The following is a 22,189-nucleotide window of genomic DNA, read 5'->3' as shown; positions in this document are numbered from 1 at the left end:
GGGCGGAGAACCGGTCCGGGCGGAGAGCTGAGCCGGGTGGAGAGCCGGTCCGGGTGGAGAGCTGATCAGAGTGGGCACCGGGTACGGCCGCTCCCGGGCGGCCCGGCCGTACCCGGTGCCCGGCCGCCTGCGGGCGGTCCGCGCAGGATCGCCCTACCGGCCTCCGGCAAAAGCCCCCGCGGGCACTTCCGGCACCCGGATGGAGTAGCCCCGGAAACCCATGGCCAGAGCTCGGACCCCGGCCGAGGGGCACCCGCCGAAGGCCCCGCCCCGCCCCCGCCGGTCCCTTGCGCCGTCGGGATCCCCTGCCGGTCCCCGGGCCGTCGGGAGCCCTGCCGGTCCCCCGGGCCGTCGGGAGCCCCCCGGCCAGGAAGGAAAGCCGTCATGCGTGACCGCCCGCCGCGCTGGGCAGCCTGGTGACGGAAGACGTGCGGCGGCGGCCCGCCCCCGCTGCCCGGCTTCCTCGGGCGTCACCCCGGCCCCGGCGGACACCGGCGGGCTCCGGACACCGGCGTGCTCCGGTGGCACCGGGACCCCGGCGGGCCTCGCAGCCCCCGGATCCCGGCGGGGACTCCGGAGCCCCCGCCGGGATCAGGAGTCCCCGCCGCCCCCCGTGGCTCCCGCGGAGAAGCCCGCAGCGGAACTCCGCGGAGGACGGCCGCAGCCGCACTCCGTAACGGCGGCTTCGCACCCCGCCCGGGGCCCGCCCGCGCCGCCGGCACCGGGCCACGGCCCCCGGGCGCCGGGCCGCGTCCACCCCCGGGAAGGGACCCGCTTGCCTGGTCGCCATGTGCGCGTTACCGGCGATTCAACGTTGCTTGCGAGCATCACTGAATGCAGCCCGCTGTGCCGAAATCCCCCACGAGACGGCTCCGTGCCGCTCCTCCGCCGCTGTCCCCGCCCCCTTCCGACGCGCCCGAACACGCGTGGGCGCGGAACAATGAGGACATGAGCGACTCCAGCGTTCCGGCTCCGGCCCAGCACGTCCAGCCCTCGGTCGGCTCCATCGCCGCGCACCGCACGCAGACCGTGGCGGCCGCGGCCTACTCCGACCTGGAACCGGATCTCGACGCCGATCTCGACGGCTACGAGGACGGCTACGAGGACCGGGACGGCGAGCTGCCCCAGGGACGGTTCCTGGACCGCGAGCGCAGCTGGCTGGCGTTCAACGAGCGGGTGCTGGAACTCGCCGAGGACCCCGCCACCCCGCTGCTGGAGCGCGCCAACTTCCTGGCGATCTTCGCCAGCAACCTGGACGAGTTCTTCATGGTCCGGGTGGCCGGTCTGAAGCGCCGGATCGCCACCGGGGTCGCCACCCGGTCCGCCTCCGGACTCCAGCCCCGCGAGGTGCTGGACCTCATCTGGAACCGCTCCCGCGAGCTCATGGCCCGGCACGCCGCCTGCTTCCAGCAGGACGTCCTGCCGGAGCTCGCCGAGCAGGGCATCCAGATGATCCGCTGGCCGGATCTGACCGAGAAGGAGCAGGCGCGGCTGTTCACCCTGTTCCGCCAGCAGATCTTCCCGGTGCTCACGCCGCTGGCCGTGGACCCCGCGCATCCGTTCCCGTACATCTCCGGGCTCTCCCTGAACCTGGCCGTCGTGGTGCGGAACCCGGTCAGTGGGCACGAGCACTTCGCCCGGGTCAAGGTGCCGCCGCTGCTCTCCCGCTTCCTGGAGGCCTCCCCGCAGCGGTACGTGCCGCTGGAGGACGTGATCGCGGCGCACCTGGAGGAGCTCTTCCCGGGGATGGAGGTGCTCGCCCACCACATGTTCCGGGTCACCCGCAACGAGGACCTGGAGGTCGAGGAGGACGACGCGGAGAACCTCCTCAAGGCGCTGGAGAAGGAGCTCATGCGGCGCCGCTTCGGCCCGCCGGTGCGGCTGGAGGTCGAGGAGTCGATGGCCCCGGAGGTCCTGGACCGGCTGGTCCGGGAGCTGAAGATCTCCGAGGCCGAAGTCCATCCGCTGCCGGGCCCGCTGGACCTGACCGGCCTGTTCGGCATAGCGAAGCTGGACCGGCCCGAGCTGAAGTACCCGAAGTTCGTCGCGGGCACCCACCGCGACCTCGCCGAGGTCGAGTCGGCGCAGGCCCCCGACATCTTCGCGGCGCTGCGCGAGCGGGACGTGCTGCTGCACCACCCGTACGACTCGTTCTCCACCTCCGTGCAGGCCTTCCTGGAGCAGGCCGCCGACGACCCCGACGTGCTGGCGATCAAGCAGACGCTCTACCGCACCTCGGGTGACTCGCCGATCGTGAACGCGCTGATAGACGCCGCGGAGTCCGGCAAGCAGGTGCTGGTGCTCGTCGAGATCAAGGCCCGCTTCGACGAGCAGGCCAACATCAAGTGGGCGCGCAAGCTGGAGGAGGCGGGCTGCCATGTGGTCTACGGCCTGGTCGGGCTGAAGACGCACTGCAAGCTGTCGCTGGTGGTCCGGCAGGAGGGCGACACGCTGCGCCGCTACAGCCACGTCGGCACCGGCAACTACCACCCGAAGACGGCGCGGCTGTACGAGGACCTGGGGCTGCTCACCGCGGACCCGCAGGTCGGCGCGGATCTCTCGGACCTCTTCAACCGGCTGTCCGGCTACTCCCGGCGGGAGAACTACCGGCGGCTGCTCGTCGCCCCCAAGTCCCTGCGCGACGGCCTGATACAGCGGATCAACAAGGAGGCCGCGCACCGCCGCGCCGGCCGGCCCGCGTACATCCGGATCAAGGTCAACTCGATGGTCGACGAGGCCGTCATCGACGCGCTGTACCGGGCGTCGCAGGCCGGGGTGCCGGTGGACGTCTGGGTGCGCGGGATCTGTGCGCTGCGGCCCGGGGTCGAGGGGCTGTCGGAGAACATCCGGGTGCGCAGTGTGCTCGGGCGCTTCCTGGAGCACTCGCGGGTCTTCACCTTCGGCAACAGCGGGGAGCCCGAAGTCTGGTTCGGCAGCGCCGACATGATGCACCGCAACCTGGACCGCCGGATCGAGGCGCTGGTCCGGGTGAGCGACACGGCCCACCGGGCCACCCTGACCCGGCTGCTGGAGACCGGCATGTCGGACGCGACCGCGTCCTGGCACCTCGGCCCGGACGGCAACTGGACGCGGCACGCGACGGACGCCGAGGGACAGCGGCTGCCCAACGTCCAGGAAATGCTCATCGACGCCCGGAGGCGCCGGCGTGGTCCAGCGACATCATGAATCCGCCGGTGGAGCCGGTGACGGCGACAGCGTTCACGGCGACGGCGTTCCGGGGACCGGTCCGGACCGGGAGGTTACGGCCCGTGCCGCGGACGCGTCGGCCCCGGCGGGCCGGAGGGCCGGGCACCCCGGCCGGGAACGCCGCGACGACGAACGCGACGGGGTGCGCACGGGCGGGGACCGTCGCCTTGGGGATCGCCGCCCCGGATATGGGGACCACCGCGGCGGGGGCCGCGGGGACGAGGAGGGGCGGGACCGGGAGTGGCGGCAGCGTCACGGCCGGGACCGCCGGGAATCCGCCGAGCGCGGCCGTCCGGCCGCGGTCGGCGGGGAGGAACCGGCACGAGGGGTGCGTGTGATGGTGGCGGAGAGCACGGGCGGCAGGCCGGTCCGGGGCGCGCCCCCGGCCCCGACCGCGGGTGAGGTGCTGGCCGGGTACCTGCACGCGCACGCGACGGAGTTCCTGCGCAGCCTGCGGTTGCAGCGGGAGAGCGGTTCCGACGCGGAGGAGGCCGTCGAGGCGGGGCGGCGGCTGCGCCGGTCCGCGCGGCGGATCAGCGGTGCGCTGCACACCTTCCGCCCGCTGACGGACACGGCGTGGTCGGACCCGCTGCGCGCGGAACTCGCCTGGGTGGCCGGCACGCTGGCCCGCGAACACGCCTACGCGGCCCGGCTGGTCCGGCTCCGCGCGGCCCTGCACCGGCTCTCCGGCGCGGACCCGTCGCCCGTGGCGGCGGCCGGGACCGGAGAGGGCGGCCGGGGCGCCACCGAGTGGTACGACCTGACGGGCACGGGCACGGGCACGGGCATGGGCACGGGCGGGCCCGGTGGGCAGGCCTACGGCGGTGGACCGTCTCACGGCGGCGGACAGCCTTTCGACGGCGGACCGTCCTTCGACGGCGCCCCGGCCGCGTACGGCGGTGACGGCCCGGCCGTCCGGCCGCTCGCGCTCGGCGAGGCCGAACTGCCCGCCCCCGCGGACCTGCTGCCCACCGGGAGCGCCGGGTACGGGGCGGACTCGGGGTACGGGGCGGGCTCCGTGGCGGACTCGGGGTTCGGGACGGGCTCCGGGACGTCCGGCAACGCGGCGAGCGGAAACCTGGCGAACGGGGAGAACGGGGAGCGGGTCGTGGCGCAGCGCGCGCCCGGATCCGTGACGACGGCCGGGACGGCCGGGACCGGAGTGACGGCCGGCGCGGCCGGGACACCCGGGAAGGGCGGGGCCGCCGGTGGGCAGCGGAGGGCCCAGCAGCGGAACACCGCCCAGGCCACGGCCACCGCTCCCGGCGCGCTGACGGTGGGCGCCGCCCGTGCCGCCGCCCTGCTGGACCGGCAGCTCACCCTTGCCCGGACCCGGGCGCACTCGCAGGGCCTCCAGGTCCTGGGTTCGTCACGGTTCCACGCGGTCGCCGACAGCGTGGCCGTGCTGGCCTCGGAGGCACCGCTCGACACGGTCGCCGCCGCCGGATCCCCGGAGGAGGCGCTGCGGCCGCTCGCCGACCAGGTGCACCGGCGGCTGGCGGACGCGGTGGACGCCCTGCCGCTGTACCGGGCCGGGCACCCGTACAACGCCGAGGCCCTGGTGCACGGGCTCGCCGCCACGGCGGCGGCCGACGCACCACCGGCGGCGGAGCAGCAGGACGCACCCTGGCACCAGGTCCGGCTGCTGCTGCGGCTGTGCCGGTACGCCGAGGAGGTCATGGAGGCGGTGGATCCCCGGCCGGTGCCCGGCGGGGGAGACGAGCCGCCGTTCGGCGTGCGGCTCTCCGGCGCGGCGCAGGCCCTGGAGCGGCACCGCGACGCGGCCGAGGCGGCGGCGGCAGCGGCGGCAGCCGCCCGCACTCCGCGGATCGCTCCGGCCACGGCGTACGCCCTGGGCGTGCTCCACGCCGATCAGCGGCACGACGTGGAGGCGGCGCGGTTCGCCTTCGGCAGGCTCTGGCAGCGATGGGCGGTGACCACCCGGTGACCCGCGACGACGACCCCCCGGACACCGGTCCTCGGAACGACGGCCCTCCGGACACCGGTCCTCGGGACGACGACCCCCCGGACATCGGTCCTCGCGACGACGGCCGCTCTCCGGGCACTGGCTCCCGGGACGACGAGCCCAGAGACGTCGGCTCTCCGGACGCCGGCCCGGGCAACGGGGCGTCCACCCGCGAACCGTTCACCCGCGAACCGTCCACCCGCGAACCGTCCACCCGCGAACCGGCCACCGGCGAGCCCGCGGCCGGGCGGCATCCCGCAGTCGGGCAGACCGTACTGGCGGCGGGGTGCGTGCTCTGGCGGCGTTCCCCGCGGGCCGGGGAGGTCGAGATCGCGCTGGTCCACCGCCCGAAGTACGACGACTGGTCGCACCCCAAGGGCAAGCTCAAGCGGGGAGAGGAACCGCTGCGGGGCGCGCTGCGCGAGGTGCTGGAGGAGACCGGATACGCCTGCGCACCCGGACCGCCGCTCCCCACCGCCCACTATCTGGCCAACGACCGCCCCAAGCTGGTCCACTACTGGGCGGCCGAGGCCACCGACGGGCGGTTCGTGCCGAACCGCGAGGTCGACCGACTCCTCTGGCTGTCCCCGGACGCGGCCCGGCTCCGGCTGACGCACGAGCGCGACCGGGAACTGGTCGACGCCTTCCGCGACGTGCTCCACATGGCCTGAGCCCACAGGTGCGGGGCGGTGCGCCGGCCGTCGTCGCGGACCGGTCGGCCGCCGACAGCGCCCGCCCCGAGCGGCACCCGGCATCCGTCACCCGGCACCCGTCATCGAGCGCCCAACTCCGTAAGCAGTCCGGTCGTTTTCACGACCATTTCGATCGCGGACGCCTCCGATCCGGTCAGGTGTCGGCCGTCCTCTGCGAGCGGGTCGGTGCGGGTGCGCCGGATGCGTCGTACGGGCTGGGGAAAGGGGACGGCCGGGCCGTGGAAACTTGGTGTCAAGTTCCGTCACAGGCAGTGCACTTGGGCCACTGACGTGGCATTCTGTCGCACCTAGGCACCAACGCGGGACCTCTGGGGGGCAGCGGTGATCACAGGCGACGGCATGCAGTTACCGGGGTGGCGCGGAGGCGACGGCAACGCCGCGTACCTCGACAAAACCTTGCGCCATGGAGACATGGAGCTGTCCCTCGCGGAGGGCGTCAGCGGCCGGTTCATTCTGTTCCTGGTGCTGCGGGCCTTCTTCGCCTCGGTCCTCGTCGCCATGGTCCCGGCCTTCATCGGGCTGATCTCCCTGATGGCCGACCTCGGCGGGTCCTCCGAGTACGGGGGCTACGGGTCGTCGTCCTCCGACGGGGGTGCAGCGGGCGCGGCCTGGCTGATGTTCGCGTTCATCGCCTCCACCGCGGCCTTCTGGCTGGTCCTGCTGGCGTCCCGGGTCCGGGAGCCGCTGGGCGCCTGGCGGGTCCTCCTCGCCGACCGCGAGGACCGGGCGACGTCGGTCTACAGCCAGATCCGCGGCACGCTGCGGCTCCGGCGCAGCCCGCTGGCCGTCCAGGAACGCCGGATCAGGACCGGTGGGCGGGGCGCGGAGAGCATCAGCCACCGGCTGGTCCTGGACGACGGCCCGTACACGGCGTACGTCTCCGTGTTCGGCTACGGATCGAGCCTCTACCTCGGCTGGACGATGTGGCGTTCGCGCCGCGGGGCCGCGCTGTTCGCCCAGTTCGTCGGCGACCTGTTCCGCGGCGTGCTGGGGCAGAACACGCCCGAGAAGCAGATGATGCGCGCCGACCGGCCGCAGGCGATGCGGGAGGCCGTGCATCTGGCCTGCCGGGAGGGCCTGTTCGTGGCGATCGAGGGCATCGACGTGCCCGACTCCTACGGCTTCCCGCAGGGGCTGCCGCCGGTCGTCGACGAGGACGTGCCCGCCGCCCCGGCGCCCGCGCCGGTCCCCGTTCCGCCGATGCCGCCGCGCCCCGGTGTCCCGCCGCAGGCCGGAGGTCCCGGCACGGTATGACCGACGACGGTGTGCTGGTCTCCTCGGGGTCGCAGGGCAGTTGGGCCTGGGTGGGCGCCCGGCTCGAACCCGAGGCGGCCCTGTCGGAGCACGGCGGCTTCGCCGGTCTGCCCGAGGAGCGGCGCACGGCCGAGGCGGCGGTCCGGGAACGGACCTGGCTCGCGGAGCGGTGGGTCCCCGACGGGCGGCACCGGTTCGAGATCCGCTACTGGAACGAGCCGGACACCGGCCGGATCTCCTGCGCCCTGCTCGGCCAGGTCCACGACCGGGACCGGCAGAGCGCGGAGAGCGCCGCCCGCGCCCTGCGACCGCGCCTGCTCTCCGTACCCCGGCATGTGCGGGCCGTCGGGCTCGACGCGGCAGGGGTGCGGCGCGCGCTCACACCCGTCGGAGCCGGAGCCGGAGCCGGAGCCGGATTCGGAGGGGGCGCCGGTGCGGGACCCGGATCCGGTGGGGGCAGCGGTCCGGGCGACGGTGGCCTGGCCGAGGTCCGCAAGCGGCTGGCCTGGGCGCCGTCCACCCGTCACGACGCCCGGTTCCGGGTGGGCGTCATGGTGTTCCCGCTGGCCGGACCGGCCGGACAGGCCGTGTCCTGGGAACCCGTCTGGGACGAACTGGCCCGTCAGGACCGGCCGAGCATGATCGGCGTCTGTCTGGAGCCGTCCGCGCCGGGAGAGGGACTGCCGGCCCGGCTCGGCTATCTCGCCCAGGAGTACGGCCGCCTCGCGGTCGCCGGCACACCGAACCCGGTGTACCAGCAGCCGGTGCCGGCCGACCCGTTCGCGATCCGGGCCGCGCCGCTGTACCAGGACGCGGCCCAGCGCTACGGGGGCCGCGTCTTCCGGATGCGGATCGCCGTCGCCGCCGCGGGGACGGTGCCGCTGCACCTGGCGGAGACGGTCGCGGCCACGGTGTCCGCCGCATCGTTGTCCACCGCACTGGGGGCCGGGACCGGGGCCGTATCGGCCGCCGAGGCCGCGGTGGTCCGCGTGCCGCCGGAGGGCGAGCGGCAGACCGCCTGGCACAGCGTCACCACGCTGGGCCGCGCCTGGCTGGAGGAGACCTACGGGCAGGGCGCGCCGCCCGGCAGGCTGGGACCGGTGGAGCGGGTGCTGAGCGATCTGGTGGATCTGCCGGAGGCCGGCACCGCGTTCCGGTTCCCGTACGAAACCCCCGGCCGGCCGCCCCTGTTCGACACCGCGGGCCGACGGGCGGCCCAGGGCGGACCCCGGAGCGGAGGACCGGGCCCGGCCGCCCCGCAGGCGGATCCGCACTTCCCGGGCCTGTGACGGCGTGGCCGCTGAGGACGAGGGGGCTGATGAGGCGCCCGTTGCCGACGTGCCCACTGACGAGGTGCCCACTGACGAGGAGCCCGTTGACGACGTGCCTGCCGGCGAGAGGCCCGTTGGCGTTGCGCCCGTCGACGGTGTGCCCACCGTCCGCACACCCGTCGGCGAACCGCCCGCCGTACGGAACCGCAGCCGCGCGGCGGCTCCCCGGATCCCCGCTTTTCCCCGCCCGCCCGTGCAGCGGCGGGTGACGACCCGGTCCCGGCCACGCACCGCACGGGACCGACCGAACACCGAACCCCGACCGGAAAGGCCCAGCAACCGTGCTCACCTTCGCATTCGACGGAGGCTCCGCCGAGGCGGACGCCCTGGTCCGTGACCTGGCCGACTGGCTGAACGACGACGAGGACCTGAGCGGCGCCGTCCGGCTCCGGATGGCACCGCCCGCCCGCGGCGAACAGGGCGCCCTCGCCCAGGCCGCGGAACTGCTCGGCGCGGCGGAGCCGCTGCTCAGCGCCGGGGTCGGCGCCGTCGCCATGTGGCTGGCGGAGCGTACGAAGAGCCGGCGCGTCAGCTTCCGCGCCGTCCGGCCGGACGGCGCGGAACTGCGGGTCTCCGCGGGCAGCCCGGCGGACGCGGCAGCCGTACGGGAGGAACTGGAGCGCTTTGTGAACGACAACGGCCGCGGCGGGGGCGGCACCGACGACGCAACGCGAACCGATGACGCGCGGGCCGGTGACACGCAAGCTGGTGACGCGGAAGCCGGTGACACACGGGCCGGTGACACGCGGACCGACGGCCGGCGGACCGGCGACGGGCGGGCCGACGGCGGGCGGAGCGGCGACGGGCGGGCCGACGGCGGGCGGAGCGGCGACGGGCGGACCGACGGCCGCGGCCCGGGCGCGTGAACGACGGCGGATGGGCCGTACAACTGCCCCGCCCCCAGCGCTCGTCCGCCGTGCTCGTCGGCACCGCCACCCAGGTCACGCCCAGCGGCCTGCACCCGATTCCGCAGGCGGCGGCCGACGTCCGGGCCCTCGCGGACGCCCTCACCGGCCCCGCGGGACACCTCGACCCGGACGCCGTGCGGCTGCGCGTCGACCCGCAGACCGCCACCGACGTGCTCGATCTGTTCCCGCCGGCAGGCGGCGGCCGGCCGGACCTGTGCCTCTTCTACTACGCCGGCCACGGACTGCTCGCCGAAGGGGACCGGCTGTGCCTGGCGCTCCCCGGCTCGGTGGACGAGCCGGGCCGGGTGGCCCGCACCTCGCTGCCCGTGCAGGACGTCTTCGCCGCGATGTCCCAGTCGGCCGCCCGCCACAAGGTCGCGGTGCTCGACTGCTGCTTCGCCGCCCGTGCCTTCGACGCACCGGCAGCGGCCGATGTACATCTCCTGACCGCGACGACCCGGACGAAGAAGGCGCGGTACGGGGAGGGCGCGGAGTTCACCGGCTTCACCGGCGCGCTGCTGGAGCTGCTGAGGGACGGCATCCCCGACGGCCCGGAACACCTCGACCTCGGCACGCTCCACCGCCGGCTCGCGGTCACCCTGCCCACGTCCGCCGACCGCTGTCCGGTGCCGGCGCAGCGGGCGGTGGGGCTCAGCCACGACCTGGCACTGACCCGCAACCCCGCACACGGGACGGGGCGGACCCGGGAAGGCCTCGCGGCGCGGGCCCGGTTCGCCCTGCGGACGCGCCGGCTCGCTCTGCAGGGCGCCGTGGTCAAGCCGGAACGGATGGAACAGGCCGTCCGGCTCTTCGCGGGCATCGTCGCCGACGGCGTCCGGGAGTTCTCCCCGACGGACCGGGAGGTCCTCACCTACCGCCACGCCCACGGATCGGTGCTGGGCGAGGCGGGGGACCCGCCGGGCGCCGCCGCACTGCTCGACGCCGTGGTCGCCGACTGGGAGAGCGTGGCCGCGCCGGACGACGAACGGCTCACGGCGGCCCGGGCCAGCCGCGCGCACTGGTACCACGAAGGCGCCGTCCCGCCGACCGGCCAGGTGGAGCCGACCGGGTCGGAGCCGTCCATACGCCCCGGTCAGTCCCGTGGAGCCGGCGCCCCGGTCAGCCCCGGGGAGCCAAGGCGTCCCAGCGGACGGTGACCTCCCCCTGGCGCCATCGCCCGGGCCCGTCGGCGACCGGCCAGTCCCGGCGCAGGGCGCGTACGGTGCCGATCCACCGCTGCCGCGCCCCGAGGGAGGCGAACGGTGCGGCGGCCGCCCACGCGCGGTCGAAGTCGCTGAGGAACGCATGGACGGGCTCGCCCGGCACGTTCCGGTGGATGAGCGCCTTGGGCAGCCGTTCCGCCAGGTCGGAGGGGCGGGACAGCGACCCCAGCCGGGTCGCGAAGGTGACCGTGCGCGGGCCCTCGGGGCCGAGGGCGACCCAGACGTGCCGCCGCCCGATCTCGTCGCAGGTCCCCTCCACGAGCAGTCCGCCGGGCGCCAGCCGCGCCCGCAGCCGTTCCCAGACGGCGTGGACCTCGGCCTCGTCGTACTGCCGCAGCACGTTGGCGGCCCGGATCAGCACCGGCCGGCGCCCGCCGGGGAGCGGGACCTCGAAGCCGCCGTGGGCGAAGGCGAGCCCGTCGCGTTCGTAACGGCGGGCGGCCTCGACCCGGACCGGATCGATCTCGATACCCACCACCCGGGCGTCCGGCCGCACGGTCCGCAGCCGCCCGAGCAGCTCGACGGCGGTCCACGGGGCGGCGCCGTAGCCGAGGTCGACGGCGACCCCGTCCCGGTCCCGGCGCACGGCTCCGCCGTGGACCGCGGCGATCCAGCGGTCCATGCGCCGCAGACGGTTCGGGTTGGTCGTGCCGCGGGTCACGGTCCCCACAGGGCGGGGCGATGGGATGCGGACGGCCATGAGGAGAGGGTAGGCGGTGCCGCCCGAAGCCCGTACCGCCCGGTGCCGCGCCCCGGGCCGGTACCGGTCAACCGCGCCCCGGGCCGGTACCGGTCAACCGCGCCCCGGCCCGGTACCGGTCAACCGCGCCCCGCACCCCGGGCCCGGACCGCGCCGCAGGCCTGTAGCGCGCCCCGGGCCCCTACCGCGCCCCGGGCCCGTCCGCCCGCACCGCGCCCGCCCCGGGGCCTCGCCCGTCCCCGTACCGCCCCGGCCGCCGCACCGCCCGCGGCCGTGACGCCGAGCGGCCATGGAACCCTGGTCCGGGAATGGTCCACTCCGCACCGCCCGGACCGGCCCCTTCCGCCGGCCCGCGGAGGCATCGAGCGTCACGTTTTGGCAAAGCGGAAATGGTACGAGGAGTTCCGCTGGTTACACGTTCGAAGGGGAGGTCCGCTCCCGGCTAAGGAGGTCTCGCGAGGTGAGCCAGTACGTGTCCCGTCTCGGTGCGCTCCGGGGCCGTTCCCACGGCCCGCTGGTGACTCCGCCCCGGCTGAGGCTGCCCGGCACCGCGCCGCGGCGCCCGCGCCGGGTCGCCATGCTCAGCGTGCACACCTCGCCGCTGCACCAGCCCGGCACCGGGGACGCCGGCGGCATGAACGTCTACATCGTCGAGCTCGCCCGGCGCCTGGCCGCGATCAACATCGAGGTCGAGATCTTCACCCGGGCCACCACCGGCACGGTCCCGCCCTCGGTCGAGCTGGCCCCCGGGGTGCTCGTCCGGCACGTGGACGCCGGCCCCTACGAGGGCCTGGCCAAGGAGGACCTGCCCGCCCAGCTCTGCGCCTTCACCCACGGCGTGATGCAGGCGTGGGCGGGCCACCGCCCCGGCCACTACGACCTCGTCCACTCCCACTACTGGCTCTCCGGCCACGTCGGCTGGCTCGCCGCCGAGCGCTGGGGCGTCCCGCTGGTGCACGCCATGCACACCATGGCGAAGGTCAAGAACGCCGCGCTCGCAGCGGGCGACACCCCCGAGCCCGCGGCCCGGGTGATCGGCGAGACCCAGATAGTCCGCGCCGCCGACCGGCTGGTGGCGAACACCGCCGAGGAGGCCGGCGAGCTCGTCCGCCACTACGACGCGGCGGCCGGCAAGGTCGCCGTCGTCCACCCCGGGGTGAACCTGGAGCGCTTCCGGCCCGAGCCCGCCGGTGTCACCGAGAGCCGGGCCGCCGCCCGCGCCCGCCTCGGGCTGCCGCAGGACGCGCTGATCCCCCTCTTCGCCGGCCGGATACAACCGCTCAAGGCCCCCGACGTCCTGCTCCGCGCGGTCGCCACCCTGCTGGAGGAGCAGCCGCGGCTGCGGGAACGCCTGGTGGTGCCGATCGTCGGCGGACCGAGCGGCAGTGGCCTCGCCAAGCCCGAGGGGCTGCAGAAGCTGGCGGCCCGGCTGGGCATCTGCGATGTGGTCCGGTTCCGGCCGCCCGTCGGCCAGGAACAGCTCGCGGACTGGTTCCGGGCCGCGTCCGTGCTGGTCATGCCCTCCTACAGCGAGTCCTTCGGCCTGGTCGCCATCGAGGCGCAGGCCTGCGGCACCCCGGTCGTCGCCGCGTCGGTCGGCGGCCTGCCGGTCGCGGTCCGGGACGGGGAGAGCGGCTTCCTCGTCGACGGCCACGACCCCCGCGACTACGCGCGGGCGCTGCGCCGCTTCGGCGACGACCCGTCCCTCGCCGACCGGATGGGCGCCGCCGCGGCCCGGCACGCCCAGGCCTTCGGCTGGGACGCGTCCGCGGCGTCGACCGCAGAGGTGTACACGGCGGCGATGCAGGAACGGCGTCGTCTACGCTCGCTGCATGGCTGACGCTGCTCACGCTGAACTGGACGCCCGGAAGACCGTCGAGCGGACCCTCACCGAGGCCGAACTCGAATGGGAGAACCCGAGCGACGGCACGTACGTCGTGAAGCTGCCGGGCACCCGGAAGCTGTCGACGACCTGCTCCCTGGTGATCGGCCGGCACTCGCTGTCGGTCAACGCCTTCGTCGTCCGGCATCCGGACGAGAACGAGGCCGCCGTGCACCGCTGGCTGCTGGAGCGCAACACCCGCCTCTACGGTGTGAGTTACGCGATCGACCGGCTCGGCGACATCTACCTGGTGGGCAAGCTGCCGCTCTCCTCGGTCACCCCCGACGAACTGGACCGCCTCCTCGGCACGGTGCTGGAGCACGCGGACGGCAGCTTCAACACCCTGCTGGAGATGGGCTTCGCCACGGCGATCCGCAAGGAGTACGCGTGGCGCACGGCCCGCGGGGAGTCGACGCGGAACCTGGAGGCGTTCACCCATCTGACGGGCGAGCGGCGCACGTCGGACTGAGCTACCGCTCCCCGGCCGCCTGCCACTCTCCGGTTGCCTGCCGCTCCCCGGTTGCCTGCCCCTCCGCGACCTTCAGCGGCTCCTCCGCGCCCGCCCGCTCGATCTCCTTCGCCCCGATCTCCTCCGGCTCCCCCTTCTCCTCCGGCTCCCGCTTCTTCTCCGGTTCGAGAAGCGCCGGCTGGTCGTCCGGCAGGCGCCGCATCAGCAGGCCGTAGCCGACGGCGGCCACCGTCCCCACCACCGCGCTCGCGTACCACAGCGTGTCGGGACCGAAGCGGTCGATGACGAAGCCGCTCAGCAGCGGCGCCACCAGCGACGCGACCGCCCACGACAGGACGACCATGCCCTGGTAGCGGCCCCGGCCATGAGTGGGGGAGAGCCGGACGACCAGCCCCATCTGCGTCGGCGCGTTGATGACCTCGCCCAGCGTCCAGACGCAGACGGTCAGCGCGTACACCGTGAGGGAACCCGCGAACGCCGTCAGCCCGAAGCCGAACCCGATGAGCAGGGAGGCGAGGATCAGCTGCCGCGCCGGATCCCGGTGCTCGATGAACCGGGTCACCGGAATCTGCAGGACCACGATCAGCACGCCGTTCACGGCCGCCACCAGGCCGTAGTCGCTGCTGGAGAAGCCCTGCGCGCCCATCGTGACGGGGAGGGCGACGAAGGCCTGCTGGAACACGGTCGCGATCAGGAACGACAGCCCGACGACGCCCATGAACCGGTAGTCGCGCAGCACCGAGCCCAGCCCGACCTCGGCCTCCGCCGCCGTCGAGCCGTCGCCCGCGCCCCGTTCCGGACGGGTCTCCGGGAGCTTCACGAAGACGACGACCGCGCAGACCGCCGTCATCGTCGCCTCGCCCAGGAACAGCAGCAGGTAACTGTGCGCGGCGAGCAGTCCGGCCGCGGAGGACGACACCGCGAACCCGAGGTTGATCGCCCAGTAATTGAGGGAGAAGGCCCTCACCCGGTCCTCGGGGGCGACGATGTCGGCCATCATCGCCTGCGTCGCAGGCCGGGAGGCGTTGCTGGTCACGCCGACGAGACAGGCCACGGCGGCGATGGCGACCGGATGTTCCATGAAGCCGAGCAGGGCCACCGAGCAGGCGGTGCCGATCTGCGAGACCAGCAGGGTGGGCCGTCGGCCCAGCCGGTCGGCGAGCACGCCGCCGACGAGCGAGGAGACCGCGCCACCGAGCCCGTGCAGCGCCGCGACCAGGCCCGCGTACGAAGCCGAATAGCCCCGGTCGACTGTCAGATACATGGCAAGGAAGGTGGCGACAAAGGCGCCCAGCCGGTTGACCAGGGTGGCGGTCCACAGCCACCAGAAGGCCCGGGGCAGACCCGAGACACTCTCCGTCGCGGCTCGCTTCAGACTGGCGACGGACAAGCAGGCCCCCCGGCTCCGTAAGTGGTGAATACCTCGAACGCAGCTTACGAATCATGGGGCGGGAACCGCCACGGATTTTCGGCCCCGCGCGCCGCCGGCCCTGCACTCCGGGGCCCGTCGGCTCCGTCCTCCGGGGCTCGCCGGCTCCGTCCTCCGGGGCCGTCCCGGTCCACCAGTCGGGCAGTCGTACTGCGGCCGAATCCCGTCGATTAGGCTCGGCGCCATGGCCGACGCACCGTACAAGCTGATCCTCCTCCGCCACGGCGAGAGCGAGTGGAACGCGAAGAACCTGTTCACCGGCTGGGTGGACGTGAACCTGACCGAGAAGGGCGAGAAGGAGGCGGTCCGCGGCGGTGAGCTGCTCAAGGACGCCGGCCTGCTCCCCGACATCGTCCACACCTCCCTCCAGAAGCGCGCGATCCGCACCGCGCAGCTCGCCCTGGAGTCGGCCGACCGGCTCTGGATCCCGGTCCACCGCTCCTGGCGCCTGAACGAGCGGCACTACGGCGCGCTGCAGGGCAAGGACAAGGCGCAGACCCTGGCCGAGTTCGGCGAGGAGCAGTTCATGCTCTGGCGCCGCTCCTACGACACCCCGCCGCCCGTGCTGGAGGACGGCACCGAGTGGTCGCAGAGCGACGACCCCCGCTACGCCACGATCCCGCCGGAGCTCCGCCCGCGCACCGAGTGCCTCCAGGACGTCGTCGTCCGCATGCTGCCGTACTGGTACGACGGCATCGTCCCGGACCTCCTCACCGGCCGCACGGTCCTGGTCGCCGCCCACGGCAACAGCCTGCGCGCCCTGGTCAAGCACCTCGACGGCATCTCCGACGAGGACATCTCCGGCCTGAACATCCCCACCGGCATCCCGCTCGCCTACGAGCTGGACGCCGACTTCCGCCCCGTGAAGCCGGGCGGCACGTACCTGGACCCGGACGCGGCGAAGGCCGCGATCGAGGCCGTGAAGAACCAGGGCAAGAAGAAGTAGCCCGCTGGCTCCGAGCCCCCTGCCTGCGGTGTTCCCGCGGGTGGGGGGCTTGTTGCTGTCTTGGGGTCGTGACTGGGCCGTCAGGTGCGCTTGGCCGCCGGGGCGTCGCGGTAGCCGTATCCAACTCTGACCAGACGTCTTCGGTCACCCGCCTGCGGCTGGCGACGGCGGGACTGTGCATCCTGGGCACCATGACGAACCCCGAAGACTCGTACGTGAAGGTGCACTTCCGGCTTGAGATCGAGGACGACTGGCCCCAGCCTCGGTGGAGGGCCCCACCCGGCGCCGATCTCGCCAAGGGGCAACGGCTGCTCAACCACGCCGTGGCCGAGGAGTGGCGGGCCATGGAAGAGGGGGGCATCACCGCACAGTGGTGGGCTGCCTCCGTCGGTTAAGGCCGCTGGGCTGCTGATGAAGACCGTTGCCCCAGGCCGCCACTGCGCAGTGGTTCAGGCCCTCATTGGAGTAGGGGACGCGGGCGTGGCGCTCACTCCTCCGCTGCGTCCTCATTCAGGGAGAGATCGAGCAGCAGGTAGCTGCGGTGCACACGGCCACCCGCTGAGCGCGCGGTCAGCTCGCGGACGTCTGCAACTACCTCGCGTTCCGTGTAGGCAGCGAGCAAACCGGTCACATGGTCCTTTGGTGCGCGCACGATGACCACACCCTCCTCGGCCAGGTCCAGTTCAATGAAACCTCGGAGCGTGCTGCCACCGACCACTGTGCCGACAAGGCGGTTGTCGGTGTCCTCGACCTCCGCTGCTCGTAGTACCTTTCGGCAGCGATCGGCGCTCTCGGCGCTGAGGGACGAAGTGCGGCGGATCGTCGCTTTCGACTCCCACGACAAGGTCACGCCGGTGCCCGTAGAGGCCAGAACGTCCGAGAGTTCAGTCAGATGGGTAATCGCTCGGCGGCCCAAAGGCAGAGCTGCATCCAGGACGGCATCCCCGGCGTCGGCACCGGAGCTTGCGCGATCAGCCACATCAAAAAGTCGGTTGATGGCCCGATCCAGCAGGGCATCAGCGCCGGTGCTCGGCAGATGCTCCGCTTCCTCTTCAGAGACTCCTTCCAGAACCATGCCGTAGGACGATGCGAAGACCACGCCAGAGAAAAGCTTCGTCGCACGTTGCACGTCTTTGGGTACTGGCCCCGCGTCTCGAGTCGGGCGCAACTCGTCGAGCGCATAGGCAACGGACTGCACGGCATTCTGGAAGGCGCGGAGCCAGTCGCCCAGCACCGCGGATTCAACTCGGTGTGTCCGCACGGTGGTGCCGTCCAGCGCGAACCGCAGCACGGGTCGGGCAGGAGTCTCCGATTCGGTCTCAGGTGTCAGGAACCTACCGAGGCGCTTCAGCTGGGCCGATCGCAGTTCGGACATCGTTCTGGGGGCCGGCCTGCCTGCTGACTCATACCTTCGCGCGGCCAGCCACGCACGCAGAGCCTCTTTGTCCGCGACATCAGGCAAGCTGTGAGGAGCGCTCATAGCCATACCTCCAGGTAGCCCCTGCGCTGCCCCTTGACGCGGCAACGCTGCCAGATCTCGTCGTACAGGCCAAGCTCTTGGAAGACTTCGGCATCTCCCGGCGCCATCGCTCCGGTCACCCCCAGGCTATCGAAGTCGGTGGTGGCCGACAGGCTCAGAATGTAGGCATCGATGCGCATGCCGTGCTTTACGCACCAGTCCCGATCGCTGAGGTTGGCGAGGTCAGCGATGTCGTCCTGCTCTGTGACCGAGCCGTGCACTCTGGCATCCACCAGGTATGTGACGTCCACGTCGCTGGGGTCTAACTTGCTGCTGACGAAGCTTCCTGCCAGCCAGATGCGGCTCACGGAACCGAACTTGCATTCCACCAACGCCTTGTGTTGCACCAGCTCCGCCCACAGGCCAGTCCGTGTGCTGGACTCCCGGAAAGCTGCGGCTTGCACCAGTGAACTCTCCAGCTCGTCCCAAGCCATGGGGTAGCGACCGGGCAGCGGACACTGAGTCTCCGGGGCGAACGGCGGTAGCGGGGGCATGGAGCTCCAAGGCAATCGCAGTGGTGTGGATACTCTACGTGACCACCCGTGTGCGGAGGGAGGTGTCCGGGCTTTTGCTTGCCCGCGCCGAGCAGTAGTCAGTTGCCCATGCGCTGTCTGCGATGGCATGTGGTGGCGCTTGCGGGTGGCCCAAGAGGTGGTCCAGCCGCGATGGTTCAGGCGCGACGCACCCCCGACGGGCTCAGCCGGCCCACCGCGTACAACGACCCCCTGGCCGCCGCGACGCCGAGCACGGCGCCGACCGTGTTGAACAGCAGGTCGTCGACGTCCACGGTCCGGCCGGCGGCCATCACGAACTGGATCGTCTCGATCGCGGTGCTCAGCAGCAGGCACAGCGCGACGACCCGGCCCGCCGGCCGGCCCGGTGCGGAGAAGGTCAGCAGCGATGCCAGGGGGACGAACATCGCGGCGTTGGCGATCTGGAGGCGGACGATCATGTCCCGTTCCTCCGCGAAGAGTGCGGCGCCGCCTTCGCCGGTGGGCGTCCAGAGGCCCTCACCGGGCGTCCAGAAGATGTCATGGCCCCCGGTGCCGAGCGGTTGAGTCGGCATGATCGTCGCGGCCAGGACCAGGACGGTCCAGGCCGCGAGCATCGCCTGGACTCCCCGGTCGACTCGCCGGTTCGCCGCGCAGCCGTCCGAGCGGTGGTGCCACCACGCCGCAGTCGCCGACAGCGCCACGACCGCCGCGACGAACAGCGCGACGGTCGCGGGGTTGATGTACAGAACGACTTGCCACATGGAGCTCTCCAGATCGACGCCACCCGCCTGATCCGCCGCGGCCCGAGTGTTCCCTCGGGCCGGGTGGGCCGGATCGACCGGCTGCCCTTCAGGGATCAGTCGGCCCTTCGGGGATCAGGGGCAGCGCCACTTCGTGAAATAGATGTCGCGCTTGTACTCCATCACTCCGCGGACGCACTCGTGCCGGGAGATGTGGTGTCTCTTGCTCAGTTTCGCGTAGCCGTTGCGGGTCTTCTTCGAGCCGAACCACAGCGGGAACGCAATGATGCGGTCGGTCTTCCGTTGCGAACCGAGCTTGACCGTGATCTCACCCCGCGCTCCGCTCCGCCAGTACAAGGTGGAGAAGCGGAAGTTGCCCGAGGTGCCGGTGCGTCCCCTGACACAGAGCTGGCCGTTGCTGAGGTCTCCGCAGCCCGCGGGTGTCGCGCTTGCCGGAGGAGCGGTTGCCAGGGTGGTGCCCAATAAGGCGGCAACCGTCACCGAGATGCCGAGTGAACGCCTGATGTTCATGTTCCCCCTTGGTGAGGCCCGGAACGGGTCACGGCAGAGTGAATGCGCTCGCGCACGACGCGCAGGACGCGCAGGACGCGCACGACGCGCACGACGCGCACGACGCGCACGTCCGCATCATGTCCGGGCTTCCTCCGGGTGCGCTCCGGGTTCTGTCCTGGGTCACCCGGATGCCCGAGCGGTTTCGCGCCGCGAGCGTGGTGCCATGACGTCACCTCACCTGTCCCGCCGGTCCCTCACCGGGATCGCCCTGGCCGGAGCCGCGGCACTGGCGGCCACCGGGACGCTCCCGGCGAGCCGTGCCCACGCGGCCGACTCCGCCGACTCCGCGCTTCCGCCGCTCGACACCAGGGCCCTGCAAGCCGCACTCGACGATCTGGAGCATCCGCCCGCCACCGCCGCCCAGTTGAAGGTCGCCGGCTCTGCGGGCCGCTGGTACGGCACCTCGGGGGTGGCCGACGTCAGGACGGGGCGTCCCGTCCAGGAGGACGACCGTATCCGGATCGGCAGTGTGACGAAGGTGTTCGTCGCCACGGTGGCGCTGCAGCTCGTCGCCGAGCGCCGGCTGGATCTGGCCACGCCCGTGCAGCGCCTGCTGCCCGGTCTGTTGCCGGACCGCTTTGCGCCCATCACCCTGGCGCAGCTGCTCAACCACACCAGCGGGCTGCCGGACCACGTCGGACTCCCCGAACTCGACACGCCCGAGCAGGTGTTCCGGCACCGCTTCGACCACTGGACGCCGGAACGGTTCGTGGAGACGGCCACACGACGGCCGCTGAAGTTCGCGCCCGGCACCTGCCAGGAGTACCGCGGTGTCAACTACGTGCTGGCCGCACTGCTCATCGAGCGGATCACCGGACGTCCGTACGGTGAGGCGGTCACCGCCCGCCTCCTGCGCCCCCTGCGCCTCACCCGGACATCGGTGCCCGGCGACGACCCGCGGATCCATGGCCCGCATGTGCACGGGTATCTGCGGATGACGGACGGACGCCTGCGGGACGTCACCACGTACGACATGTCCGCATCGAGGGGTGAGGGTGACATGATCTCCACCCCGAAGGATCTGGACCGACTGCTGTCCGCTCTCTTCTCCGGGGTTCTGCTCCCGCCGCGGCTGCTCGCGAAGATGTTCACCCTGCCGCCCCCGGAGGTGCGGATGCTGGACGGCACTCCGGCCCGCTACAGCACGGGACTCCAGACGGCCACGGTCAACGGCATCGCGCTCTGGGGGAAGAGCGGTGAGCACTACGGCTACAAGTCGGTACTGCTGTCCACCCGCGATCAGCAGCGCCGCGTAGTGATCTCCGGCAACCCGACGACCCTGGGGGACGGGAACGAGAGCCGGCTGATCGAACGGGTACTCGGCGTGCTGACCCGTCGCTGACCAGCCGCAGGCCAGGCCTGCCGCCCGCGTCCCCGACTGCCCACGCCCCACAGCCCGACACCCCTCTGCCGTATACCGACAGCCCGACACACCTGCCGGATACCGACAGCCCGACACCCACCGGACAACGAACAGACCCGGCCGGGGTCTGCCCGGCCGGGCCCTCTGTGCTCGGTTGGTCCACCGGAGAACGGAGCCGGTCCGGTGGAGTCGCGCTGAAAAGGAGTCGGTGGAACTGCGGGATCGACGGAACTCAGGTCGTACGTGTCAGCCGCAGGACCCGCCGCACTGGCAGGCACCGCCACTCTGACAACCACAGCTGCAGCCGGGGCCGCACCCGCAGGAGCCCAGGACGGGCACCGGTACCTCGACCAGACGTGGTGCCCGGTCGTGCGGCTTCTGTTCGCGGGAGGGAACGGGGCGGATGGATTCGGCCATGGGAACCTCCTCGAAGGCAGTGAGCCTGCCGCACACTCCACACTGCCGTCCGCGGGCGCATCAACGGCGCGCGGAAGCACAGCGGCCCCCACCTGCCCCGCCAGGCACCCTCCCACCAGGCACGACGAGCGGGGCGCCCCCGGTCGGGCCATGGACGTCGGCACGTCGGCACGGTAGAGCCCGGGCGAGGGCCAGCCGCCCTCGCCCGGGCTCTCTCCGGGGCCGTGACCAGCCCCAGGACGAGGACCGAACCCAGCCCCCACGACCGGCTCGGCCCCCGAGTTCAGACGCCGCACTCAGGCCCTCAGCAGACCCCGCAATCAGGCCCCGAGGCCAGGCCTCAAGCCCCCTCCACCGGCGCAACCGGCAGGATCTCGTCCGCGTGCTCGCCGGTCACCAGGTAGACGACCCGCTTGGCCACGGACACCGCGTGGTCGGCGAAGCGCTCGTAGTAGCGGCCGAGCAGCGTCACGTCGACGGCCGTCTCGATGCCGTGCTTCCAGCGGTCGTCCATCAGGTGCTGGAAGAGCGTCCGGTGCAGCAGGTCCATCGCGTCGTCGTCCTGCTCCAGCTGGAGCGCCAGGTCCACGTCCTTGGTGATGATCACCTCGGCGGCCTTGGCCATCAGCCGCTGCGCGAGCTGGCCCATCTCCAGAATCGTGGCGTGCAGGTCGGACGGTACGGCCGAGTCCGGGAAGCGGAGCCGCGCCAGCTTCGCGACGTGCTGGGCGAGGTCGCCGGACCGCTCCAGGTCGGCGCTCATCCGCAGCGAGGTGACGACGATCCGCAGGTCGGTTGCGACCGGCTGCTGGCGCGCCAGCAGGGCGATCGCCCGCGCCTCCAGTTCGCGCTGGAGATCGTCCACCTTCTCGTCCCCGGCGATCACGCTCTCGGCGAGCTTGAGGTCCGCGTCGAGAATCGCCGTGGTGGCGCGGCCGATCGCGGAGCCGACGAGCCGGCCCATCTCGACCAGGCCTTCCCCGATCGAGTCGAGCTCCTCGTGGTATGCGTCCCGCATCGATTTCCTCATCTCATCGAACTGGCTGGTTCTCCCA

19 protein-coding genes and 2 pseudogenes are annotated in these 22,189 nt (G+C 72.9%); 14 read left to right on the top strand and 7 right to left on the bottom strand.

The annotated features are described in order from the left end of the window. Positions 1-834 precede the first annotated feature (834 nt). The 8 genes and pseudogenes from AC3EQ1_RS21840 to AC3EQ1_RS21805 all read left to right on the top strand — a co-directional run bounded on the left by AC3EQ1_RS21840 (position 835) and on the right by AC3EQ1_RS21805 (position 10,536). Positions 835-3,186 (top strand): RNA degradosome polyphosphate kinase, encoded by a 2,352-nt coding sequence (locus tag AC3EQ1_RS21840; protein ID WP_432096028.1) that lies wholly within the window; start codon positions 835-837, stop codon positions 3,184-3,186. Positions 3,187-3,544: 358 nt separating this feature from the next. After that, positions 3,545-3,901, top strand: a pseudogene (locus tag AC3EQ1_RS21835) (CHAD domain-containing protein); the annotation flags it as partial. 423 nt (positions 3,902-4,324) lie between these two features. Next, positions 4,325-5,155, top strand: a pseudogene (locus AC3EQ1_RS21830) (CHAD domain-containing protein); the annotation flags it as partial. 293 nt (positions 5,156-5,448) lie between these two features. Continuing rightward, a complete protein-coding gene (locus tag AC3EQ1_RS21825; protein WP_432096036.1) occupies positions 5,449-5,844 on the top strand; it encodes an NUDIX hydrolase in 396 nt (131 codons plus the stop codon). Positions 5,845-6,225: 381 nt separating this feature from the next. Continuing rightward, positions 6,226-7,140, top strand: coding sequence for a hypothetical protein (locus tag AC3EQ1_RS21820; RefSeq protein ID WP_432096027.1), 915 nt, complete (start codon positions 6,226-6,228; stop codon positions 7,138-7,140). Then, positions 7,137-8,429, top strand: coding sequence for a hypothetical protein (locus tag AC3EQ1_RS21815; RefSeq protein WP_432096026.1), 1,293 nt, complete (start codon positions 7,137-7,139; stop codon positions 8,427-8,429). Before AC3EQ1_RS21820 ends, AC3EQ1_RS21815 begins: the two co-directional genes overlap by 4 nt. A 323-nt stretch (positions 8,430-8,752) precedes the next feature. Beyond that, on the top strand, positions 8,753-9,337 hold the full coding sequence (locus tag AC3EQ1_RS21810; protein ID WP_432096025.1) for an effector-associated constant component EACC1: 585 nt from the start codon (positions 8,753-8,755) through the stop codon (positions 9,335-9,337). Continuing rightward, the gene (locus AC3EQ1_RS21805; RefSeq protein WP_432096024.1) at positions 9,334-10,536 is read left to right on the top strand and encodes a caspase, EACC1-associated type; all 1,203 of its coding nucleotides are present in this window, start codon (positions 9,334-9,336) and stop codon (positions 10,534-10,536) included. Before AC3EQ1_RS21810 ends, AC3EQ1_RS21805 begins: the two co-directional genes overlap by 4 nt. On the opposite strand, the gene AC3EQ1_RS21800 is transcribed toward AC3EQ1_RS21805, so the two are convergent. Continuing rightward, on the bottom strand, positions 10,499-11,302 hold the full coding sequence (locus AC3EQ1_RS21800; protein WP_432096023.1) for a class I SAM-dependent methyltransferase: 804 nt from the start codon (positions 11,300-11,302) through the stop codon (positions 10,499-10,501). The two genes, AC3EQ1_RS21805 and AC3EQ1_RS21800, sit on opposite strands and share 38 nt — an antisense overlap. A gap of 460 nt (positions 11,303-11,762) precedes the next feature. Between AC3EQ1_RS21800 and mshA the strand changes: the two genes are divergently transcribed. Then, positions 11,763-13,142 carry a D-inositol-3-phosphate glycosyltransferase gene (gene mshA / locus AC3EQ1_RS21795; RefSeq protein WP_432096022.1) on the top strand — a complete coding sequence of 460 codons (1,380 nt, stop codon included), beginning with the start codon at positions 11,763-11,765 and terminating at the stop codon, positions 13,140-13,142. Further along, on the top strand, positions 13,135-13,653 hold the full coding sequence (locus AC3EQ1_RS21790; RefSeq protein ID WP_432096021.1) for a type III secretion system chaperone family protein: 519 nt from the start codon (positions 13,135-13,137) through the stop codon (positions 13,651-13,653). The genes mshA and AC3EQ1_RS21790 overlap by 8 nt, the downstream gene beginning before the upstream one ends. 1 nt (position 13,654) lies before the next feature. Here AC3EQ1_RS21790 and AC3EQ1_RS21785 read toward each other — a convergent pair whose 3' ends face one another. After that, positions 13,655-15,043 carry an MDR family MFS transporter gene (locus tag AC3EQ1_RS21785; RefSeq protein ID WP_432096020.1) on the bottom strand — a complete coding sequence of 463 codons (1,389 nt, stop codon included), beginning with the start codon at positions 15,041-15,043 and terminating at the stop codon, positions 13,655-13,657. Between the two features lie 223 nt (positions 15,044-15,266). Here AC3EQ1_RS21785 and AC3EQ1_RS21780 point away from each other — a divergent pair, with 223 nt between their 5' ends. Further along, entirely contained in the window at positions 15,267-16,028 is a 762-nt protein-coding gene (locus tag AC3EQ1_RS21780; RefSeq protein WP_388852768.1) for a phosphoglyceromutase, read from the top strand. A 191-nt stretch (positions 16,029-16,219) separates the two neighbouring features. Beyond that, positions 16,220-16,423, top strand: a complete 204-nt coding sequence (locus AC3EQ1_RS21775; protein WP_432096019.1) for a hypothetical protein — start codon at positions 16,220-16,222, stop codon at positions 16,421-16,423. A 92-nt stretch (positions 16,424-16,515) separates the two neighbouring features. Here AC3EQ1_RS21775 and AC3EQ1_RS21770 read toward each other — a convergent pair whose 3' ends face one another. The 4 genes from AC3EQ1_RS21770 to AC3EQ1_RS21755 all read right to left on the bottom strand — a co-directional run bounded on the left by AC3EQ1_RS21770 (position 16,516) and on the right by AC3EQ1_RS21755 (position 19,312). Beyond that, positions 16,516-17,319: a hypothetical protein gene (locus AC3EQ1_RS21770; RefSeq protein ID WP_432096018.1), complete on the bottom strand. Its 804-nt coding sequence runs from the start codon at positions 17,317-17,319 to the stop codon at positions 16,516-16,518. 185 nt (positions 17,320-17,504) lie between these two features. After that, positions 17,505-18,041 carry a DUF6932 family protein gene (locus tag AC3EQ1_RS21765; protein ID WP_432096017.1) on the bottom strand — a complete coding sequence of 179 codons (537 nt, stop codon included), beginning with the start codon at positions 18,039-18,041 and terminating at the stop codon, positions 17,505-17,507. 176 nt (positions 18,042-18,217) lie between these two features. After that, on the bottom strand, positions 18,218-18,802 hold the full coding sequence (locus AC3EQ1_RS21760) for a VanZ family protein (RefSeq protein WP_432096016.1): 585 nt from the start codon (positions 18,800-18,802) through the stop codon (positions 18,218-18,220). Between the two features lie 114 nt (positions 18,803-18,916). Next, complete coding sequence (locus AC3EQ1_RS21755) at positions 18,917-19,312, bottom strand: hypothetical protein (protein ID WP_432096015.1); 396 nt, start codon at positions 19,310-19,312, stop codon at positions 18,917-18,919. 38 nt (positions 19,313-19,350) lie between these two features. Between AC3EQ1_RS21755 and AC3EQ1_RS21750 the strand changes: the two genes are divergently transcribed. Together AC3EQ1_RS21750 and AC3EQ1_RS21745 are read left to right on the top strand one after the other, a co-directional pair. Next, on the top strand, positions 19,351-19,521 hold the full coding sequence (locus AC3EQ1_RS21750) for a hypothetical protein (RefSeq protein WP_432096014.1): 171 nt from the start codon (positions 19,351-19,353) through the stop codon (positions 19,519-19,521). Next, positions 19,518-20,696, top strand: a complete 1,179-nt coding sequence (locus AC3EQ1_RS21745; protein WP_432096013.1) for a serine hydrolase domain-containing protein — start codon at positions 19,518-19,520, stop codon at positions 20,694-20,696. Before AC3EQ1_RS21750 ends, AC3EQ1_RS21745 begins: the two co-directional genes overlap by 4 nt. A 778-nt stretch (positions 20,697-21,474) precedes the next feature. Here AC3EQ1_RS21745 and phoU read toward each other — a convergent pair. Next, positions 21,475-22,152 carry a phosphate signaling complex protein PhoU gene (gene phoU / locus AC3EQ1_RS21740; protein ID WP_432096012.1) on the bottom strand — a complete coding sequence of 226 codons (678 nt, stop codon included), beginning with the start codon at positions 22,150-22,152 and terminating at the stop codon, positions 21,475-21,477. Positions 22,153-22,189: the final 37 nt, after the last annotated feature.

This window comes from Streptomyces sp. bgisy100 (assembly GCF_057709105.1).
The sequence above is the reverse complement of the archived record's forward strand: the minus strand, read 5'-3'. Positions and strand labels throughout refer to the sequence as shown.